The following is a 16,980-nucleotide window of genomic DNA, read 5'->3' on the forward strand; positions in this document are numbered from 1 at the left end:
ACCACGCTGGCCGAACGCAGGCTTTGGAGCGTGGGTAACCCGGCAGGACGCCGGGTTAGCCGTCCTGGGCCAGGGATGGCCCATGACGGCGGCCCACGGTCCAAAGCCGGAGTGAGGGCACACCGAGCCTGGGCGAGGTGCCGAGTGGTGGGGCAAGAGCGTTTTGCTTACTTTTGCGCTCTTCAAAAGTGAGCCGCTGTAAGAGCGGAACCAATAGTCGCCGTTACGAAAATAACGGATATACACCCAGCCCAACTCCCCCCCAACACAAATGTCGCATCTGAAATCAGGTCAGACTCTCGTCAATCACCAACACCAGCTTCCCGGAAATCCGATTAGTCGCCAGCTCCGCAAACGCAGCCTCGGCATCCTTGATCGGAAACGTCCTGGCCAGTTGCGGACTCAAGCGCCCCTCGGCAAACAACGGCCAAACATGCTGGCTCAAGTCACTGAACAAGTCAGCCTTGAACTGATCATCCCGACCGCGCAACGTCGACCCCAACACCTGCACACGCTTGGCCAACACCTGCGCCAGATCGATCTGCGCCTCACGCCCCCCCATCAACCCAATCAACACCCAGCGCCCATCACGCGCCACCAGCTTGAGATTCAGCGCCGCGTAATTCCCCCCCACCGGGTCAAGAATCACATCGAACGGTCCAAAATCCCTCAAGCCCTCGATGCCGTCAGTACGTACCACACCCCCCTGAGCCCCCAGCGCTTCACAGTACGCAAGGCGATCCGCCGACCCCACGCTGACCCAACACGGGCTGCCAAACGCCTTGCACAACTGAATCGCCGCCGAGCCCACCCCACTGGCGCCGGCATGCAACAACACCTTCTCACCGGGCTTGAGGCCCGCCAACTGGAACAGATTCAGCCACGCGGTGCTGTACACCTCGGGCAACCCGGCCGCTTCCACCAGGGACACACCCTCCGGCACCGGCAGCACATGCCGCGCATCCACCACCACTTCTTCAGCCATCCCGCCGCCAGCCAGCAAGGCGCAAACCCGATCCCCCACTTGCCACGACGAACCGGCGCCGACTTCGCTGATCACCCCGGAACACTCCAGGCCCAGCACCTGGCTGGCACCGGGAGGTGGCGGATAAAGCCCCGAACGCTGTAATAAATCGGCGCGATTCAGGCCCGCAGCCGCCACGCGAATGCGTACTTGGCCTACATCGCATGTAGGACTTGGCTCTTCTTGCCACTCCACATGACCTTCAACGCCTTGCAATGCTTTCACAGTGCCTCCATAGTGAGTCTGGACTGAGCCCGTTGCTGTAGCGTCGGGCTTTTTGCATTATGCGACCGGCCCATATGGAACCGGCGACTTCAAAGACGGCCTAATATGCGTTATCAATTGCCCCCGCGTCGAATCAGCATGAAGCATTTGTTCCCCAGCACCGCCCTCGCTCTTTTTATCGGTATCGGCCTTTTGCCGCTGTCGAGCAATACGTTCGCAGCCAACAGCTGGGACAACCTTCAGCCTGATCGCGATGAGGTGATTGCCAGCCTTAACGTCGTCGAGTTGCTCAAGCGCCACCATTACAGCAAGCCGCCGTTGGACGACGCTCGTTCGGTGATCATTTACGACAGCTACCTCAAGCTGTTGGATCCCTCGCGCAGCTATTTCCTGGCCAGCGACATCACCGAGTTCGACAAGTGGAAGACGCAGTTCGACGACTTCCTCAAAAGCGGTGACCTGCAGCCCGGCTTCACCATCTACAAGCGCTACCTGGACCGCGTCAAAGCGCGTCTGGACTTCGCCATTGGTGAGCTGGACAAAGGTGTCGACAAGTTCGACTTCACCAAGAAAGAGACCTTGCTGGTTGACCGCAAGGACGCTCCTTGGCTGACCACCGAAGCCGAGCTGGACGACCTGTGGCGCAAGCGCGTCAAGGATGAAGTCCTGCGCTTGAAGATCGCCGGCAAAGAGCCGAAGGCCATCCAGGAACTGTTGACCAAGCGCTACAAGAATCAGCTGGCACGTCTGGATCAGACCCGTGCCGAAGATATCTTCCAGGCCTACATCAACACCTTCGCAATGTCCTACGACCCGCACACCAATTATCTGTCGCCAGATAACGCGGAAAATTTCGATATCAACATGAGTCTGTCGCTGGAAGGCATCGGTGCCGTCCTGCAAAGCGATAACGACCAGGTGAAGATCGTGCGTCTGGTGCCGGCAGGTCCGGCCGACAAGACCAAGCAGGTTGCCCCGGCCGACAAGATCATCGGTGTGGCCCAGGCCGACAAAGAGATGGTCGACGTGGTCGGCTGGCGCCTGGATGAAGTGGTCAAGCTGATCCGCGGGCCGAAAGGCAGCGTGGTGCGCCTGGAAGTGATTCCGCACACCAACGCACCGAACGACCAGACCAGCAAGATCGTGTCCATCACCCGTGAAGCGGTGAAACTCGAAGACCAGGCCGTCCAGAAGCAAGTCCTCAACCTCAAGCAGGATGGCAAGGACTACAAGCTCGGCGTGGTGGTGATCCCGGCGTTCTACCTGGACTTCAAAGCGTTCCGCGCCGGTGATCCGGACTACAAGAGCACCACCCGCGACGTTAAGAAAATCCTCACAGAATTGCAGAAGGAAAAAGTCGACGGCGTGGTCATCGACCTGCGCAACAACGGCGGAGGTTCCCTGCAGGAAGCCACCGAGCTGACCAGCCTGTTTATCGACAAGGGTCCGACCGTGCTGGTGCGTAACGCTGACGGCCGTGTCGACGTGCTGGAAGACGAGAACCCGGGTGCCTTCTACAAAGGGCCGATGGCGTTGCTGGTCAACCGCCTCTCGGCATCCGCCTCGGAGATTTTTGCCGGCGCGATGCAGGACTACCACCGTGCGCTGATCATCGGCGGCCAGACCTTCGGCAAAGGCACCGTGCAGACCATCCAGCCGCTGAACCATGGCGAGCTGAAACTGACCCTGGCCAAGTTCTACCGGGTTTCCGGGCAGAGCACCCAGCATCAGGGCGTACTGCCGGACGTCGATTTCCCGTCGATCATCGACACCAAGGAAATCGGCGAGAGCGCCCTGCCCGAGGCGATGCCGTGGGACACTATCCGTCCTGCGATCAAGCCTGCGGTAGACCCGTTCAAACCGTACATCGCAGAGTTGAAAGCTGATCACGAAGCCCGCTCCGCCAAGGATGCCGAGTTCATCTTCATCCGCGACAAACTGGCCCTGGCCAAGAAGTTGATGGAAGAGAAAACCGTCAGCCTGAACGAAGCCGACCGTCGTGCGCAGCACACCGACATCGAGAATCAGCAACTGGTGCTGGAGAACGCCCGCCGCAAGGCCAAAGGCGAAGCCCCGCTCAAGGAACTGAAGAAAGAAGACGAAGACGCGATCGCCGCCGAGCCTGATAAAACCAAGCCGGAAGATGATGCCTACCTGAGCGAGACCGGGCGCATCCTGCTGGACTACTTGAAAATCAGCAAGACGGTGGCCAAGCAGTAAATGATGGCGATTTAATGTGAACGCTCCTCGGAGTGTCATCAAATAGACATCATTCTGTCGTGAAATGAAGGACCTGCCAAAGCAGGTCCTTTTTTTTCGACCCGAGAAAATCATGACCATGACCGAACAGCTGAATGCATTGGGCTCAATCCTGGCTCAAGGCAGTTTGCACAGCCTGTTCCAACCCATCATTTCCCTGTCTGAACGACGCGTCATCGGTTATGAAGCCCTCAGTCGCGGCCCGTCCAACAGCCCGTTGCACTCCCCTGTCGCACTGTTCTCCGTGGCCCGTCACGCCGGGCGTCTCAGTGAGCTGGAGATGGTCTGCCGGGAAAGTGCCTGCCGGCGGTTCAGCGAGCAGAAACTGCCGGGCAAGCTATTTCTCAACGTCTCACCCGAATCCCTGCTGGAGACCGCCCACCAGCCCGGCCGTACCCTGCAACTGCTCAGCGACTTCGGCATCCCGCCCAGCCAGGTGGTGATCGAACTGACCGAGCAAACCCCGACCGACGATTTTCAACTGCTGCAAACCGCGCTGCACCACTACCGCGCCATGGGCTTTTCGATTGCCCTGGATGACCTGGGTGCCGGTTATTCCAGCCTGCGGCTGTGGTCGGAGCTGCGCCCGGACTACGTGAAGATCGATCGACACTTTATCGACGGCATCCACCAGGACGCCCTCAAGCGCGAGTTTGTCGGCTCCATCCTGCAAATCGCCAAGGCCTCCCGGGCCCAGGTCATCGCCGAAGGCATCGAGTTGCCGGAAGAGTTGGCGGTGCTCACGGAAATGGGCGTTGACCTAGTGCAGGGCTACCTGCTCTGCCGCCCCCAGGAACACCCGCCGCAGGAAGCGCGGTTGATGCTGCCCAAGCCCGACAACGCCAACGTCGCGCTGAACGACGAAGGCAGCGACCTCAGCGCCCTGCTCAACGAACAACCGGCCGTGGGCCAGCACACCGCCACGGCGCAGGTTTTGGAAGCCTTCCGGCGCCAGGCCAACCTCAATTCCCTGGCGGTGCTGGATGAGCGTGGCCACCCGATTGGCATCGTGCACCGGCACTCGCTGTCAGATGCGCTACTCAAGCCGTTCGCCACCGATCTGTTCGCCCGCAAGCCCATCAGCCGCTTGATGAGTGATGACTTTCTCGCGGTGGAACTGAGCCAGTCCTTGCAGCAGGTCAGCCGCCTGCTCACCAGTCGCGCACGCCAGCGGATCGAGGAAGATTTCATCATCACCCTCAACGGCGATTATCTGGGGCTGGGCCGGGTGATCGATGTGCTCAAGCTGATTACCGAGCTGAAAATCCAGCAGGCACGCTATGCCAACCCGCTGACCTTGCTGCCGGGCAACGTCCCCATCCAGCAGTGCCTGACGCGGCTGTTGCAGCAACAACGCGAGTCTGTGATCTGCTACGTCGATATCGACAGTTTCAAGCCATTCAACGACCTAAAGGGATTTCACTGTTTAAAATTTATCGACGTGCCTAGCCCTACGTCTACCCAAGACCGTGAGCAAGGGGCCATCGCGGATAGGTCAACACAATTAAGGATCACGATAGATTTTCCTCCCACCTCATACACTGATGGTGATCCCTCTCCTGAAAAGAGGTAGATGACCGCGAGATAGTGCTTGCAGGCATATAGACATCACCACCCTCCCCTGAAAGCTGCCTTCCAAAATTTCTACGCTTCGCCATGATCAAAAAGCAACAATACAAGTGGCTAATCGACATCAGACAAAATTTAATATAGGGTGAGCTTAGATAAAATCTTAGGCTAGTAATGGAGTACTACATGCTTAAAAACACATCAAACATACCAGACCCTTTGTATTTTAAGCCGCATACCAATAATAAACATCGGCATCCATCAAAAAATTACAAGGCCAAATAAATATGGCCTTCCCATTGGGCTACCTTAATTGGCTCCAAGATACTGGTGCCGCACTAACAACTAAAGATGGAGTCCCTGTCCAAGTATTCGAACTATTACATACGACGGATAATGGCATACTCTCTGAATGGGCCAAGCACTTTAGAAATCAGTACTGTAGTGATTCAGATATCGACTTCCTAAGAGAAGCCACTGGGAAAAGCAGAACAGAATACTTAGATGACTTAAAGTTTCCAACTGAAAAAGGAGGATTCGGCCCCGGAACCAGATCCGGTGATTTTGCCGAAATACTTGTATCAGATTACCTAGAATACGTTTCAAACTATTGGGTTCCTCGAACAAGGTACGATAGAAAAACAATTAGGAACGAGTCGACTAAAGGCTCCGATGTACTAGCATTCAAAATGTTGTCCCAGACAGACTCCCCTAACGACTGCTTAGCAATGTATGAAGTCAAAGCTAAACTTTCCGGTAAAAAAGCGAATGCGAGACTTCAGGAAGCTATAAACCACTCAGGTAAAGATAATCTTAGAAAAGCGGAGTCGCTCAATGCCATAAGGCAGCGATTCTATGAAGCGAAAAATATTCAAGATGCACAAAAAATTGGCCGCTTCCAAAATCCAGCTGACAGGCCTTATAAAGATATTTATGGAGCAGTAGCTCTCTACGAAAGTGTTATATACGACCCATTAGAAGCTTCTGTATCAGATACGTCTGAGCATCCTAATAAGAGTTCACTTTCGCTAATAATCATAAAAAGCAAAGACTTTATGACCCTAGTAAATAGCCTCTATAAGCGAGCAGCTGATGAAGCCTGAAAGAGCATCGCGTGTTTTACTGGGTGTAACTCGCTCAAAAGCCAAAATGTACGAATACAACATACCGCCTGAGCACCACATTGAAACAAGTAGTGATCCTTCTCAATTACTAATACTCTCCATCGCAACACTTGGGGAAATCTGTTTAGCAATCAACTCGACAGATACAGCTGCAGAAAAGCTGACCGAATTAAAAACGGATCTTCAGTTTTCGGCACAATTCTTTGACTCATACCTTCAATCCAAGCTTGACGAAGAAATAGACCCCTATTTAATTTTACTTGCATCTGCATCATATTATTTATGCGACCTACCCGGTAGTTCATCTGTTCTTATTAAAGAACTGCCTCCAACATGCCCATATCTAGACGCATCTCACTTAGAAGATCTATTGCACTGGCTGCTAGTAGGCGATTTTTCCATATATTTTACGGACGCGAGAGAAAAATACAAATCTAATATTATCGCACTGTCCTACTCAATCCTGACCTACTACAGTACCGGAGAAGGCCTCTCTAAAATCGAAACCGAACTGTCCAAGCTTAAAGCTAAAGCTTATGACATAGGTTCAGATAGAGAGCTACTATTTGCAGACGTAATTTGTGCAATCACTAATTTTAGACTAAAAAATTCCTCTTGGAGCTTACTCCCTCGTTACTCCGGCTTAGCAAAAGAAATCTGGATGAGCTATCTTAAAAAGGATGGCTCAATAAAAGAACTCTGGCCATCCCAACGCCTACTAGGGGAGAAAGGGATACTTAAAGAGTCATCAGCAATCATTCAAATGCCTACAAGTGCAGGAAAAACCAAGTCAATCGAACTTATTATCCGTAGTGCATTTCTATCGGCGAGAGCAAATCTGGTAGTTGTTGTAGCCCCATTCAAAGCCCTTTGCCAAGAAATAAGAAGTGAACTCTCAAGAAGCTTCGACGGCGAGGCAGTCAGCATTGATGGCGTCTCCGACGTACCGCAAATGGACTTTGCTGAATTTGATCTAGATGGTTTTCTAGACCTTGATTTTAACTCATTAGAAACGGACAGCATATTAGTCCTTACGCCCGAAAAATTGATGTATATACTGCGTCAATCTCCAGAACTAGCAGAAAGTATTGGAGTTGTAATCTATGATGAGGGTCATCAATTCGACAGCGGCCCTAGAGGCGTTACTTATGAGCTTTTACTTTCCTCTCTGAAATCTTTGATACCAAAAGAAGCTCAGACTATACTTATATCAGCAGTCATTAATAACTCACAAGCTATAGGCAGTTGGCTCAATGGCGAAGACGGAATAAACATCAACGGTACAGACATACTTTCAACTTACAGAACAGTAGCGTTTGCAAGTTGGAAAGATTCACTAGGCAGGCTTGAGTTCGTAGAACAAAACAACACTGATGAAAAAACTTTTTTCGTCCCACGAGTGATAGAAAAATATAAGCTTTCACGCAAACCGAGGGAGAGAACCGATAGATTTTTTCCTGACAAAGCAGATGGGAAAAGTATTGCGATGTTCCTAGGTTTAAAATTGGCATCTAATGGCAGCGTGGCTATATTTTGCGGTGTAAAAGCAGCCGTCTCAACCATTGCTAAAGTGGCAGTGGATATTTACTCGAGAAACCTATCTATCCCCAAACCAAGCGAATATTCAGATGAGGCCGAAGTCAAAAACTTACTAAACCTGCACACAATTCATTTGGGCATAGAGAGCGAAACGACGAAGTGCTCGAGTTTAGGCATTTACTCCCACAGTAGTAACACACCACAAGGTTTGAGAGTCGCAATAGAATATGCGATGCAGAAAAGCCTGATAAAATTTATTATTTGCACTTCTACACTCGCACAAGGAGTGAATCTGCCGATAAGGTATCTGCTCATAACGAGCATTTATCAAGCTGGAAAACCGATTAAAGTAAGAGATTTTCATAATTTAATCGGTAGGGCTGGTCGTTCAGGGATGTATACAGAAGGCAGCATAATTTTTGCCGACCCTGATATTTTTGATATGAAATCCTCTGACAAGGGACGCTGGAAATGGTCTGAGTTCAAAAAAATCCTTAACTTTGAAAATTCAGAACCTTGCACCAGCAGCATTTTGAACATATTAGAGCCTATTAGAAGCGTAGATGGAAAGCATCACTTCACCATCAGCCCCATAGATTATTTGAAAAACTATCTTAACTCTCCAAAAGTCTTCCTAGAACAATTAGCAGAAGCCGCTAAATTAAGGCCCGATTTAAAATTTACTATTGAAAGCGTCCTCGACCAAGCCGAACAGAAAGCGAATATCATAGCCTCGATAGAGGGATACTTACTGGCCCACTGGGATGATACAAAAGAAGTCTTTGGCGAAAACGGTGCTGTACATTTAGCTCAGCAAACATTGGCCTACAACCTGAGCAGCGAAGACGACAAAGAAACCATTCTGTCTATATTTGACATTATTGCGAAAAACATCGAAAACAATTGCCCTTTAGAAGTTGAAAGACGTGCATTTGGAAGAACACTCTTCGGTCTAACACAAGCTCAAGAAATAAAAGAATGGACAACATTTAATATTGTAGCACTCGAACAGTGCACTAGCGAGTCCGACGCATTAGACGTACTATGGCCGTTTATTTACTCTCAATCGAACAGCAAAGGAATCCATAAAATTGAGTCTCGCGACGACTTAAGGTCATTAGTGTCCGAATGGATAAAAGGGATTCCATACTACGCATTAAGGATTCATTTAGAAAAAGCAAACTCGAAGTTGATTTGGGGAACTCAGAGACGTGACATTACAAATGAGCACGTCATTGACGCTTGCGAATCTGGAATTGCGTATGATGGAACCTTACTAATAGGCTCTATAATCGAACTATTAAAACTCATAAAACCAGAAATCGATCAACAACTATTAGATAATTTATCGACATTACAGAAAAAACTTCGATACGGCTTACCCTCTATTGACGCGATTTTATTATACGAAATGGGAATCTCGGATCGTCACATTGCTCAGGTTTTATCGAGCGTTCTGGTCCAGTCCAATGATTCAATTAGCATTCGAATTAAAAACTCTGGAAAAGCTTTAACCAACTGCGTGAGCGACTTCCCATCATACTATCAAGATTTTATAAAAAGGACTCTTTCCAGCTGACTTGCCCAATACATCACCTAATGAGTAAATAGTGTCAGGCACTTTAGTGCCTGACGCCAGTATCACTACTTTATTTTTTACAATACTCAGTCCTAAATGAATACCCCTCCACACCTTCCTTTATAATTAAATAACGCCCATCCTCTCCCTTTATACCTCGTTCCTTCTCATCCAACGTACAGCCTGTAAATTTCTTACCCTCTAACAAGAACAATGAAAACGGCAATTGTTTATCCAAAAAATTATCATAGCCGCGAGCCCACTCCTGCCCCTCAGCCTTTACAAACCCAAAAAGCAATAAAAATGCAATGAAACGAGCAGCCAAAGTTGTCTTAGCAAGATAATTGCTAAAGATACTTCCGACAAAACTAAAGCATGGATTTTGAGCCAAATCCTTACCCATTACCAAAAACATAAAAATTATCGGAAGAAACACAAAACTCATAGTCATTAAAAAAACTGAAATACCCCACGCGAACAATGGAATCATTATCACCGTGAGTATCGCCTTCGTATATACAACTGATATGAAGTCTGCCTTCGTCACTATATTTATAGCATTCTCCGACAGTCCAAGGGCGATATTAGAAAGCAGGAAGTAGGCTATTAGCAAAAACGCCTTCCCTAAAGTAGCCTCCCAAATTCTCTTATAAACCATGATAAGATCAGAAGTAACTCCGAGCCCCAACATCAGCATTATAAAATACAAAATGTTAAGACCACTACCAAACCCGGCAAGCCGCATTACAATCACACTAAGTGCGATAGAGTAACCAAAAGCATATAGTTTTTGGCTCCTAGATGCTGTTGAGCAAAATACAGAGTTTTTATCCAGAAGCCACTTGGCGAAACACTGAAGGCGAGTCAGTTTGAGATTGCAATCCTGCGTACTATTCAATTTTCAGTTCCATCCAAATTTTCATTGCCGCATTATCTTGAGCAGCGTCATAGAGACCTAAGGTCACAAGCTATTTTTTCACAAAACAGCATCCTTCAACGATATCTACGGCTATGGCCGGGGCGATGAAGTGCTGCTGTGCCTGGCGCAATGCCTGAACGACCGGGTAGACCCCAGCCGCGACTTCGTCGGGCATATCGGCGGTGATGACTTTTTGCTGGTGCTGGGGCCGCAGGATTGGCGCAAGCGGCTGAACCAGCTGCTGGACGACTTCCACACCCAGTGCCGGCGCTTCTATCGCAGCGAGCATCTGGACGCGGGCTGTTTCGTTGCACTGAACCGCCAGGGCGTGCGCCAGGAGTTTGCGCTGCTGTCGCTGTCCATCGGCGTGGTGCATTTGTATCCACAGGCCTGTGGACAACTCGATGCCAGCCAGTTGGCGGAACTGGCCTCGCAAGCCAAGCACCACGCGAAGAACGTGGCGGGCTACAGCATTCATGTGATTGACAGCCTGGAGTTGGGCCAGGCAGAACCGCAGCCGCTCTAGATCAGAGTTGCTCCAGGCGCATCTGCGCCAACGGGTGCCCGGCTCGGGCGGCGATTTTCCACCAGCGTGCCGCTTCCAGAGGATCAGGCGCCTTGCCAAGGCTGCCCGCAAGGCTCAACACCCCAACCTGGTAGGCCGCCTTGCCATCGCCGGCCAGGGCCGCCAGCCGCAACAGTCGCACGCCTTCTTCACGGGCGCCGAGGCCCTTGCCACGAAACGTCAGGATATGTCCGTAGAAACTCTGTGCTCCTACGTCGCCCAGATTGGCCATGCGCGCGAACTGGCCTTCAAGCCACTGCCAGCCACGCGGCTGTCGCACGAACCAGGACCAATGAAACAACTTGCGCGCCAGCCAGTAACTGGCATACGCCTTGAGCTTCCAGAACACTACGCCTCCGCTGACTCGGGATAATCGTATTCAAATACTCGAACCACTTCGGATGCGTGCCACGACGCCGCGGCCACGCCATCGGACGGCCCGCAGAAGCGCCCGAGACGCTCCACACATTCAAAGAAACCGGTACGTGGCAGGCGACTGGCGCCCTGGCTGATCACCAGGGAACTGCGCAGTGGTTGGTCGGCCTTGGCATCCAGCGCCGCCAGGTGCTCCAGCGCAGCCGTCAGGGTCTGCATGGCCGGCGTGGGAAATTGCAGGCGCTCCAGCAAGGCGCGGTAGGTCAAGAGGTGGCGCTGTCGGCGCGCCTGGTCCAGCTCGTTGAGTAACCCATCCCAATGTTGACGGCTGATGCGTACGCTCACGTTTCGTCCCTCCAACCTGCAACGCCAAGTTCCCAGGCCAGGCTGCGGCGGATGGCAGCGTCCGGCTGGCGTTCACCGCTTTCGATCAGGCCCAGGTAAGACGGGCTGATGCCCACTGTGCGCGCCAGAACCTCGATGGCCAGGCCCTTGGCCTCGCGCAGGCTTCGCAGCTGCTCCAGGGGGCGCAGATCCGGTTCGGCAGTGGCTTGGCTAATGGTCGAAGCGGGAGGCGTTGGCTGTTGCTGACCGGCAGCTTTTAACAGCGCCTGATACTGAGCCCATGGCAGAACCGCATATTCGGGCTCGCCATCCTTTGTAATTATCTGAATATCCATGACTGCCCCGTAGGATCACAACACTTACTTCGTAAGTACTTTCCTTAGGAGTGTAATCCTAACAGCCACAAAGAGCGCAGGGGGATATTCCCAAGGTTCAGTTTTTTTTCAGGTGTTCTTGCGTAAGCAGCTGAGGCGTCGCAGGAAGGCGCTCAACCACCGCAAGTTTCTCGGGGAGCTGACGCTCGCGCCAGGCGCGAAAGGCGCTCAGTTCGCCGTCGAGGGTCTTCATGACCCACGCCAGCACAGCAATGTCGTCGAGCATGCCGAACACCGGGATAAAGTCCGGGATCGCATCAATCGGGCTCAGGAAGTACATCAACCCTGCCACTACCGAAATCAGCGCCTTGGGGCTGATGGCCCGGTACTCGCCGCGCCAGTAGGCCAGGCACAAGGCCTGGAGCAGCTTGAGGTCGTCCTTGAGCTTGCCCAGCCGGTTGCCCTGGCTCGAGCCTTTGGCGGCGACCGCGAACAGCAACGTCGGCAAGCGCCCACGGCCAAGCAGGCGAGCAGCCATGGGCAGGAAGCGGGTGAAATTAAACGGGGCTTTCATCGTCACTCCAGTTCCAGGCGACAGAAAAGGTTATCCACACAAATTGTGGATAACCTTGTGAACAGAGCCTATTTTCCAGGCTGAAAGCCACGTAATACAAGGCCTACAGTCAGATCGGGCGTTTTTTGCGCACATAAAAAAAACCCAAGAATTCATTGACTTGGAGATAATCTGCGTCTACCCGTACTCGGGTCTTTTATCAGACTGCTCTAGCCCGCATGGGTTCGGTTGAATTTGCCGTGGATTCAACTGATCGTTCCCACGCTCTGCGTGGGGATGCCGCCTGTGGCGCTCCGCGCTTGCTGTTAGCGCTAGGCTTGAGCTATGCGCAATGGTGACGCAGAGCGTCACGGGATGCATTCCCACGCAGAGCGTGGGGACGATCGCAGAGCGTGGGAACGATCGCACAGGCCAGAAACAACAACGCCCCGTCGAGACGGGGCGTTGTGTGTTCAGGCGCTGATTACTTCTTGGCAGCAGGAGCCGCCGGTGCGTCAGGAGCGTCTGCCTTGGACGGGTCCTTGATGGCCAGCAGTTCCAGGTCGAATACCAGCACGGAGTTGGCTGGAATCGCCGGGCTCGGGCTCTGGGCACCGTAGGCCAGGTCGGACGGGATGTACAACTCGACCTTCTCGCCAACGTGCATCAGTTGCAGGCCTTCGACCCAACCCGGAATCACGCCGCTGACCGGCAGGTCAATCGGGCTGCCGCGATCCACGGAGCTGTCAAAGGTGGTGCCGTTGGTGAGCTTGCCGGTGTAGTGAACAGTCACTACGTCGGTAGGCTTTGGCTGGGCACCGTCGGCTTTCTTCACGATCTTGTATTGCAGACCGGAAGCGGTGGTGACAACGCCGTCTTTCTTGGCGTTTTCTTCGAGGAATTTCTTGCCGGCGGTTGCCGACTCTTCACTCATCTTGGTCATACGTTCTTCAGCACGCTTCTGCAGTGCGGCGAACGCCTCGACCAACTCGTCGTCTTTCAGCTTCTGTTCTTTCTTGCCGACGGCATCTTCGATGCCTTGGGCTACCGCTTTGGAGTCCAGGTCATCCATGCCTTCCTGGGCAAGGCTTTTGCCCATGTTCAGGCCGATACCGTAGGAAGCTTTTTGCGCCGGGGTTTTCAGCTCTACGCTGGTTTGCGAATCACAACCCGCAAGTACCAGGCTAACCAGGGCCACCGCCGCCGCCAACCGATGCTGTTTCATGCTATTTCCTTGTTCGTGTGCCAAAAGGGCATTCGAGTAAAGTCGCGAGCTTATCAGGCGGCCACGACCAATGGCTACCGGCATGTGAGCAGGAAACTTCTGATAAGTTCACGTGTTTAAAAGCATTTTCATTCAATCCAGGGCCCTGCAACGGACGGCAGCAGCGCTGGAACGAGACTCATGGCCACTTGCCGCACTGCTGGCCTGATGGCATAAGAACGCTACAACTCGACAAGGATAGTTATCTTGCGCATTTTTTCCCGTGTTTTGCTGATGATTTTCATACTGCTGGGCCTGGTCCTGGCGGTGGTGCTCTATTACGTGGTCAACCCGAAGCTGCCGGTTTACGTGCCGATGGAACAGGTGCATTACCAGGACCAATGGAGCGCCGCAGATCGCCAGACCTATTACTTCACGCCCCAGGGCACCCAGGTCAAGGGCCTGCGTTATGCCTGGTTTACCGCCTTGGAACTGCCGTTCTCCGAGCAGCGTTTCGCCACGCCCGAGTACCTGGCGCGCTTTGGTTTTCTGGTAGACCCCAGGCAAGTGCCCACCGCGCAGAACCCCGGCAACCTGCCGGTGGGTTTCGCCCGGCATAAAAATGCCGGCAGCAATGATGAGTTCCTCGACATCACCTGCGCCGCCTGCCACACCGGCCAGTTGAACTTCAAAGGCCAGGGCCTGCGGATCGACGGTGGCCCGGCGCAACATGTGCTGCCGTCCAGCGTGCCGACCCTGCGCGGCGGCAGCTTCGGCCAGGCACTGGTCGCCAGCCTGGCCTCGACCTACTACAACCCGTGGAAATTCGAGCGCTTTGCCCGCACCGTGCTGGGCCATGACTACAACGACCAGACCGCAGCGCAACTGCGCCAGGACTTCAAGAAGTCCCTGAACAACTTCCTCAAAGTTGCCTGGAACGACACCCACCGTGGCCTCTACCCCACCGAAGAAGGCCCGGGCCGCACCGACGCCTTTGGCCGTATCGCCAACGCCAGCTTCGGCGACGCCATTTCCCCCGACAACTACCGCATCGCCAACGCCCCGGTGGACTACCCGCAACTGTGGGACATCTGGACCTTCGACTGGGTGCAATGGAACGGCTCGGCCCAACAACCCATGGCCCGCAATATCGGCGAAGCCCTGGGCGTCGGCGCCACCCTGGACTTCTTCGACAACGCCGGCCAGCCGCTCCAGGGCGATGCGCGCTACGCCTCCAGCGTGCGGGTTCGCGACCTGAATACCATCGAAGAAACCCTGCAACGGCTCAAGCCACCCACCTGGCCCGAAGACCTGTTCGGCGCCATCGACAAACCGCTGGCCGCCCAGGGTCGCGCACTGTTCGCGGAAAACTGCGTCGGCTGCCACGTGCCAGCGGTGTCCCAGGTCGATGGCCGCCCGGTGCGACAATTGAAAATGCTCCCGGTGGAGGTGATCGGCACCGACCCCGCTACTGCCAACAATATCGCTGACCACCGCTTCGACCTCAGCGCCCTGCAATGGGACCCGGCGGAGTTGGCGAAAATGAACGTCGAACTGCACCCCACGCCCACCGAGCCGCTGGACCTGCGCAGCCTCTCTTCAGCCAAAGGCCTGGCCTACATCACCGCCTTTGTCGAAAACCACGCCTACCGTGCCGCCGGTGTGACACCTGCCGAACGCCCGCGCCTGGACGGCTTCGGCCTGCCGATCGGCGTACGCGAATTGCGTGCCTACAAGGCACGACCCCTGGCCGGGGTGTGGGCGACACCGCCGTTCCTGCACAACGGCTCGGTGCCGACGATCTACCAATTGCTCTCGCCTCAGGACGAGCGCAGCCCGACCTTCTATAAAGGCACCTTCGAATACGACCCGCGCCACCTGGGCTATCAAACCGCCGCGTTCCCCAACGCGTTCCTGTTCGATACGCGCATCACCGGCAACCACAACAGCGGCCACGAATTCCGTGCCGGGCAGCGTGGCAACGGGGTGATTGGCCGAGGCTTGCTGCCCCAGGAACGCTGGGCGCTGCTGGAATATTTGAAAGTGCTGGGCGGCCCGCTGGAACAGCAACTGCCCTGACCCAACCGACTTCGCAGAAAAGGATTTTTAAATGCTCGCTCGACTTTGGCTGCGCCTCGGCGCGTTTCTCGGCAAGACCCTGTTGTGGCTGGTGGGCCTGGGCCTGCTGGGCTGGTTGCTGTCCACCCTGTGGTTTGCCTGGCAGCACAGCGGCCCGGTATCGCCGGATGAACAGATCCCGCCGGGTGAAGCGGCCATGACCCAGGGCATCATCCAGACCGCCGTGCGCATCGTCGATCAACATCGCGAAGGCACGCGTTACCTGCGGGATGCGCATGCCAAGGCCCATGGCTGCGTGAAGGCCGAGGTCAGCGTACTGGCGGACCTCGACCCGGCCCTGCGCCAGGGCGTGTTCGCCGAGCCGGGCAAGACTTGGCAAGCGATGATGCGACTGTCCAACGGCAATGCGTATCCGCAGTTCGACAGCATCCGGGATGCCCGGGGGATGGCGATCAAGTTGCTGGACGTGCCAGGCAAACAGCTGCTGGCGGATCAGCAGGCGCGGGGTGAGCAGGACTTTGTGATGTTCAGCCATCCGAATTTTTTCGTCAGTGATGTGGCGGAGTATGCGCAGAACATTTCGGCTCAGGCCGATGGCAAGAAAGTCATGGCGTTTTTCCCCGGGGTGGATCCGCGCAGTTGGCAGGTGCGGCATTTGTTTATCGCGCTGGCGACGTTGGCGCCGCCGCCGGTGAGTCCTACGCAGACGACGTATTTCTCGGTGTCGCCGTATAAGTTTGGGGCGGCGAATGCGAAGTTTCGGGTGGCGCCGGATCCCCAGGGGTGTCCTGCGTATGTGCTGCCCAAACAGAATCAGGACCTGCCGAACTTTTTGCGCAGTGCGTTGAATCAGCAACTGTCGACGGACCGGGTGGCGGCGTGTTTTGTGTTGCAGATTCAGCGGCAGAATCCGCAGAAGTTCATGCCGATCGAGGACACCAGCATTGAATGGAAAGAGAGTGATGCGCCGTTTGAGACGGTGGCCAAGGTGGTGATTCCGGCGCAGGATTTTGATACGCCGGCGTTGAATCTGGCTTGTGATAATCAGTCGTTTAATCCGTGGTTTGGGGTGGAGGCGCATCGGCCGATTGGGGGGATTAATCGGTTGCGTAAGGCGGTGTATGAGGCGGTCAGTGATTATCGGCATAGCCGGAATTTGTAGCTCCGCGGTGTTGGGGACATATCCGTTATTTGGGTGGTGGCTTATATCGGTTCCGCTCTTACAGCGGCTCACTTTTGAAAAGCGCAAAAGTAAGCAAAACGCTCTTGCCCCACCACTCGGCACCTCGCCTAGGCTCGGTGTGCCC

Annotated in this window: 13 protein-coding genes and 1 pseudogene; 7 read left to right on the top strand and 7 right to left on the bottom strand. The window is 54.0% G+C overall.

Translation table 11 applies throughout. The features are described from left to right. Window positions 1-286: 286 nt before the first annotated feature. Window positions 287-1,249, bottom strand: a complete 963-nt coding sequence (locus HX814_RS24370; protein ID WP_177015434.1) for a zinc-binding dehydrogenase — start codon at window positions 1,247-1,249, stop codon at window positions 287-289. A 138-nt stretch (window positions 1,250-1,387) separates the two neighbouring features. Between HX814_RS24370 and HX814_RS24375 the strand changes: the two genes are divergently transcribed. From HX814_RS24375 to HX814_RS24390, 4 genes are all read left to right on the top strand, one after another. Continuing rightward, window positions 1,388-3,469, top strand: coding sequence for a carboxy terminal-processing peptidase (locus HX814_RS24375; RefSeq protein ID WP_023659269.1), 2,082 nt, complete (start codon window positions 1,388-1,390; stop codon window positions 3,467-3,469). Between the two features lie 112 nt (window positions 3,470-3,581). Next, window positions 3,582-5,081 carry a GGDEF domain-containing protein gene (locus HX814_RS24380; protein WP_305729057.1) on the top strand — a complete coding sequence of 500 codons (1,500 nt, stop codon included), beginning with the start codon at window positions 3,582-3,584 and terminating at the stop codon, window positions 5,079-5,081. A gap of 283 nt (window positions 5,082-5,364) precedes the next feature. Further along, window positions 5,365-6,180: a Hachiman antiphage defense system protein HamA gene (locus HX814_RS24385; protein WP_177010103.1), complete on the top strand. Its 816-nt coding sequence runs from the start codon at window positions 5,365-5,367 to the stop codon at window positions 6,178-6,180. Next, window positions 6,170-9,319 carry a DEAD/DEAH box helicase gene (locus tag HX814_RS24390; RefSeq protein WP_177010102.1) on the top strand — a complete coding sequence of 1,050 codons (3,150 nt, stop codon included), beginning with the start codon at window positions 6,170-6,172 and terminating at the stop codon, window positions 9,317-9,319. The genes HX814_RS24385 and HX814_RS24390 overlap by 11 nt, the downstream gene beginning before the upstream one ends. Before the next feature lie 70 nt (window positions 9,320-9,389). Here the strand turns inward: HX814_RS24390 and HX814_RS24395 are convergent, their stop codons facing one another. Beyond that, complete coding sequence (locus tag HX814_RS24395; RefSeq protein WP_177010101.1) at window positions 9,390-10,217, bottom strand: hypothetical protein; 828 nt, start codon at window positions 10,215-10,217, stop codon at window positions 9,390-9,392. 94 nt (window positions 10,218-10,311) lie between these two features. On the opposite strand from HX814_RS24395, the pseudogene HX814_RS24400 reads away from it, so the two are divergent. Further along, a pseudogene (locus tag HX814_RS24400) lies at window positions 10,312-10,764 on the top strand (diguanylate cyclase domain-containing protein); the annotation flags it as partial. 1 nt (window position 10,765) lies between these two features. Here the strand turns inward: HX814_RS24400 and HX814_RS24405 are convergent. The 5 genes from HX814_RS24405 to HX814_RS24425 form a co-directional block, all read right to left on the bottom strand. Beyond that, entirely contained in the window at window positions 10,766-11,152 is a 387-nt protein-coding gene (locus HX814_RS24405; RefSeq protein ID WP_087694979.1) for a sel1 repeat family protein, read from the bottom strand. Continuing rightward, window positions 11,152-11,523: a hypothetical protein gene (locus HX814_RS24410; RefSeq protein ID WP_003211116.1), complete on the bottom strand. Its 372-nt coding sequence runs from the start codon at window positions 11,521-11,523 to the stop codon at window positions 11,152-11,154. Before HX814_RS24410 ends, HX814_RS24405 begins: the two co-directional genes overlap by 1 nt. Then, window positions 11,520-11,858, bottom strand: a complete 339-nt coding sequence (locus HX814_RS24415; RefSeq protein ID WP_003211117.1) for a helix-turn-helix transcriptional regulator — start codon at window positions 11,856-11,858, stop codon at window positions 11,520-11,522. Before HX814_RS24415 ends, HX814_RS24410 begins: the two co-directional genes overlap by 4 nt. Before the next feature lie 97 nt (window positions 11,859-11,955). Then, a complete protein-coding gene (locus HX814_RS24420; protein WP_003211120.1) occupies window positions 11,956-12,411 on the bottom strand; it encodes a YkvA family protein in 456 nt (151 codons plus the stop codon). A gap of 463 nt (window positions 12,412-12,874) precedes the next feature. Further along, window positions 12,875-13,615 carry an FKBP-type peptidyl-prolyl cis-trans isomerase gene (locus tag HX814_RS24425; protein ID WP_008430383.1) on the bottom strand — a complete coding sequence of 247 codons (741 nt, stop codon included), beginning with the start codon at window positions 13,613-13,615 and terminating at the stop codon, window positions 12,875-12,877. Between the two features lie 246 nt (window positions 13,616-13,861). Here HX814_RS24425 and HX814_RS24430 point away from each other — a divergent pair, with 246 nt between their 5' ends. Continuing rightward, a complete protein-coding gene (locus tag HX814_RS24430) occupies window positions 13,862-15,673 on the top strand; it encodes a di-heme-cytochrome C peroxidase (protein ID WP_177010100.1) in 1,812 nt (603 codons plus the stop codon). 31 nt (window positions 15,674-15,704) lie between these two features. After that, a complete protein-coding gene (locus HX814_RS24435; protein ID WP_003211127.1) occupies window positions 15,705-16,835 on the top strand; it encodes a catalase family protein in 1,131 nt (376 codons plus the stop codon). The last annotated feature ends 145 nt before the right edge of the window (window positions 16,836-16,980 follow it).

The organism is Pseudomonas sp. C8002 (assembly GCF_013385765.1).
GTDB lineage: Bacteria > Pseudomonadota > Gammaproteobacteria > Pseudomonadales > Pseudomonadaceae > Aquipseudomonas.

Bases quoted from the DNA above. Each gene is read 5' to 3' on its own strand.
- HX814_RS24385 (WP_177010103.1), top strand. From the start codon at position 5,365: ATGGCCTTCCCATTGGGCTACCTTAATTGGCTCCAAGATACTGGTGCC.
- HX814_RS24425 (WP_008430383.1), bottom strand. From the start codon at position 13,615: ATGAAACAGCATCGGTTGGCGGCGGCGGTGGCCCTGGTTAGCCTGGTA.
- HX814_RS24375 (WP_023659269.1), top strand. From the start codon at position 1,388: ATGAAGCATTTGTTCCCCAGCACCGCCCTCGCTCTTTTTATCGGTATC.
- HX814_RS24420 (WP_003211120.1), bottom strand. From the start codon at position 12,411: ATGAAAGCCCCGTTTAATTTCACCCGCTTCCTGCCCATGGCTGCTCGC.
- HX814_RS24380 (WP_305729057.1), top strand. From the start codon at position 3,582: ATGACCATGACCGAACAGCTGAATGCATTGGGCTCAATCCTGGCTCAA.
- HX814_RS24435 (WP_003211127.1), top strand. From the start codon at position 15,705: ATGCTCGCTCGACTTTGGCTGCGCCTCGGCGCGTTTCTCGGCAAGACC.
- HX814_RS24390 (WP_177010102.1), top strand. From the start codon at position 6,170: ATGAAGCCTGAAAGAGCATCGCGTGTTTTACTGGGTGTAACTCGCTCA.
- HX814_RS24415 (WP_003211117.1), bottom strand. From the start codon at position 11,858: ATGGATATTCAGATAATTACAAAGGATGGCGAGCCCGAATATGCGGTT.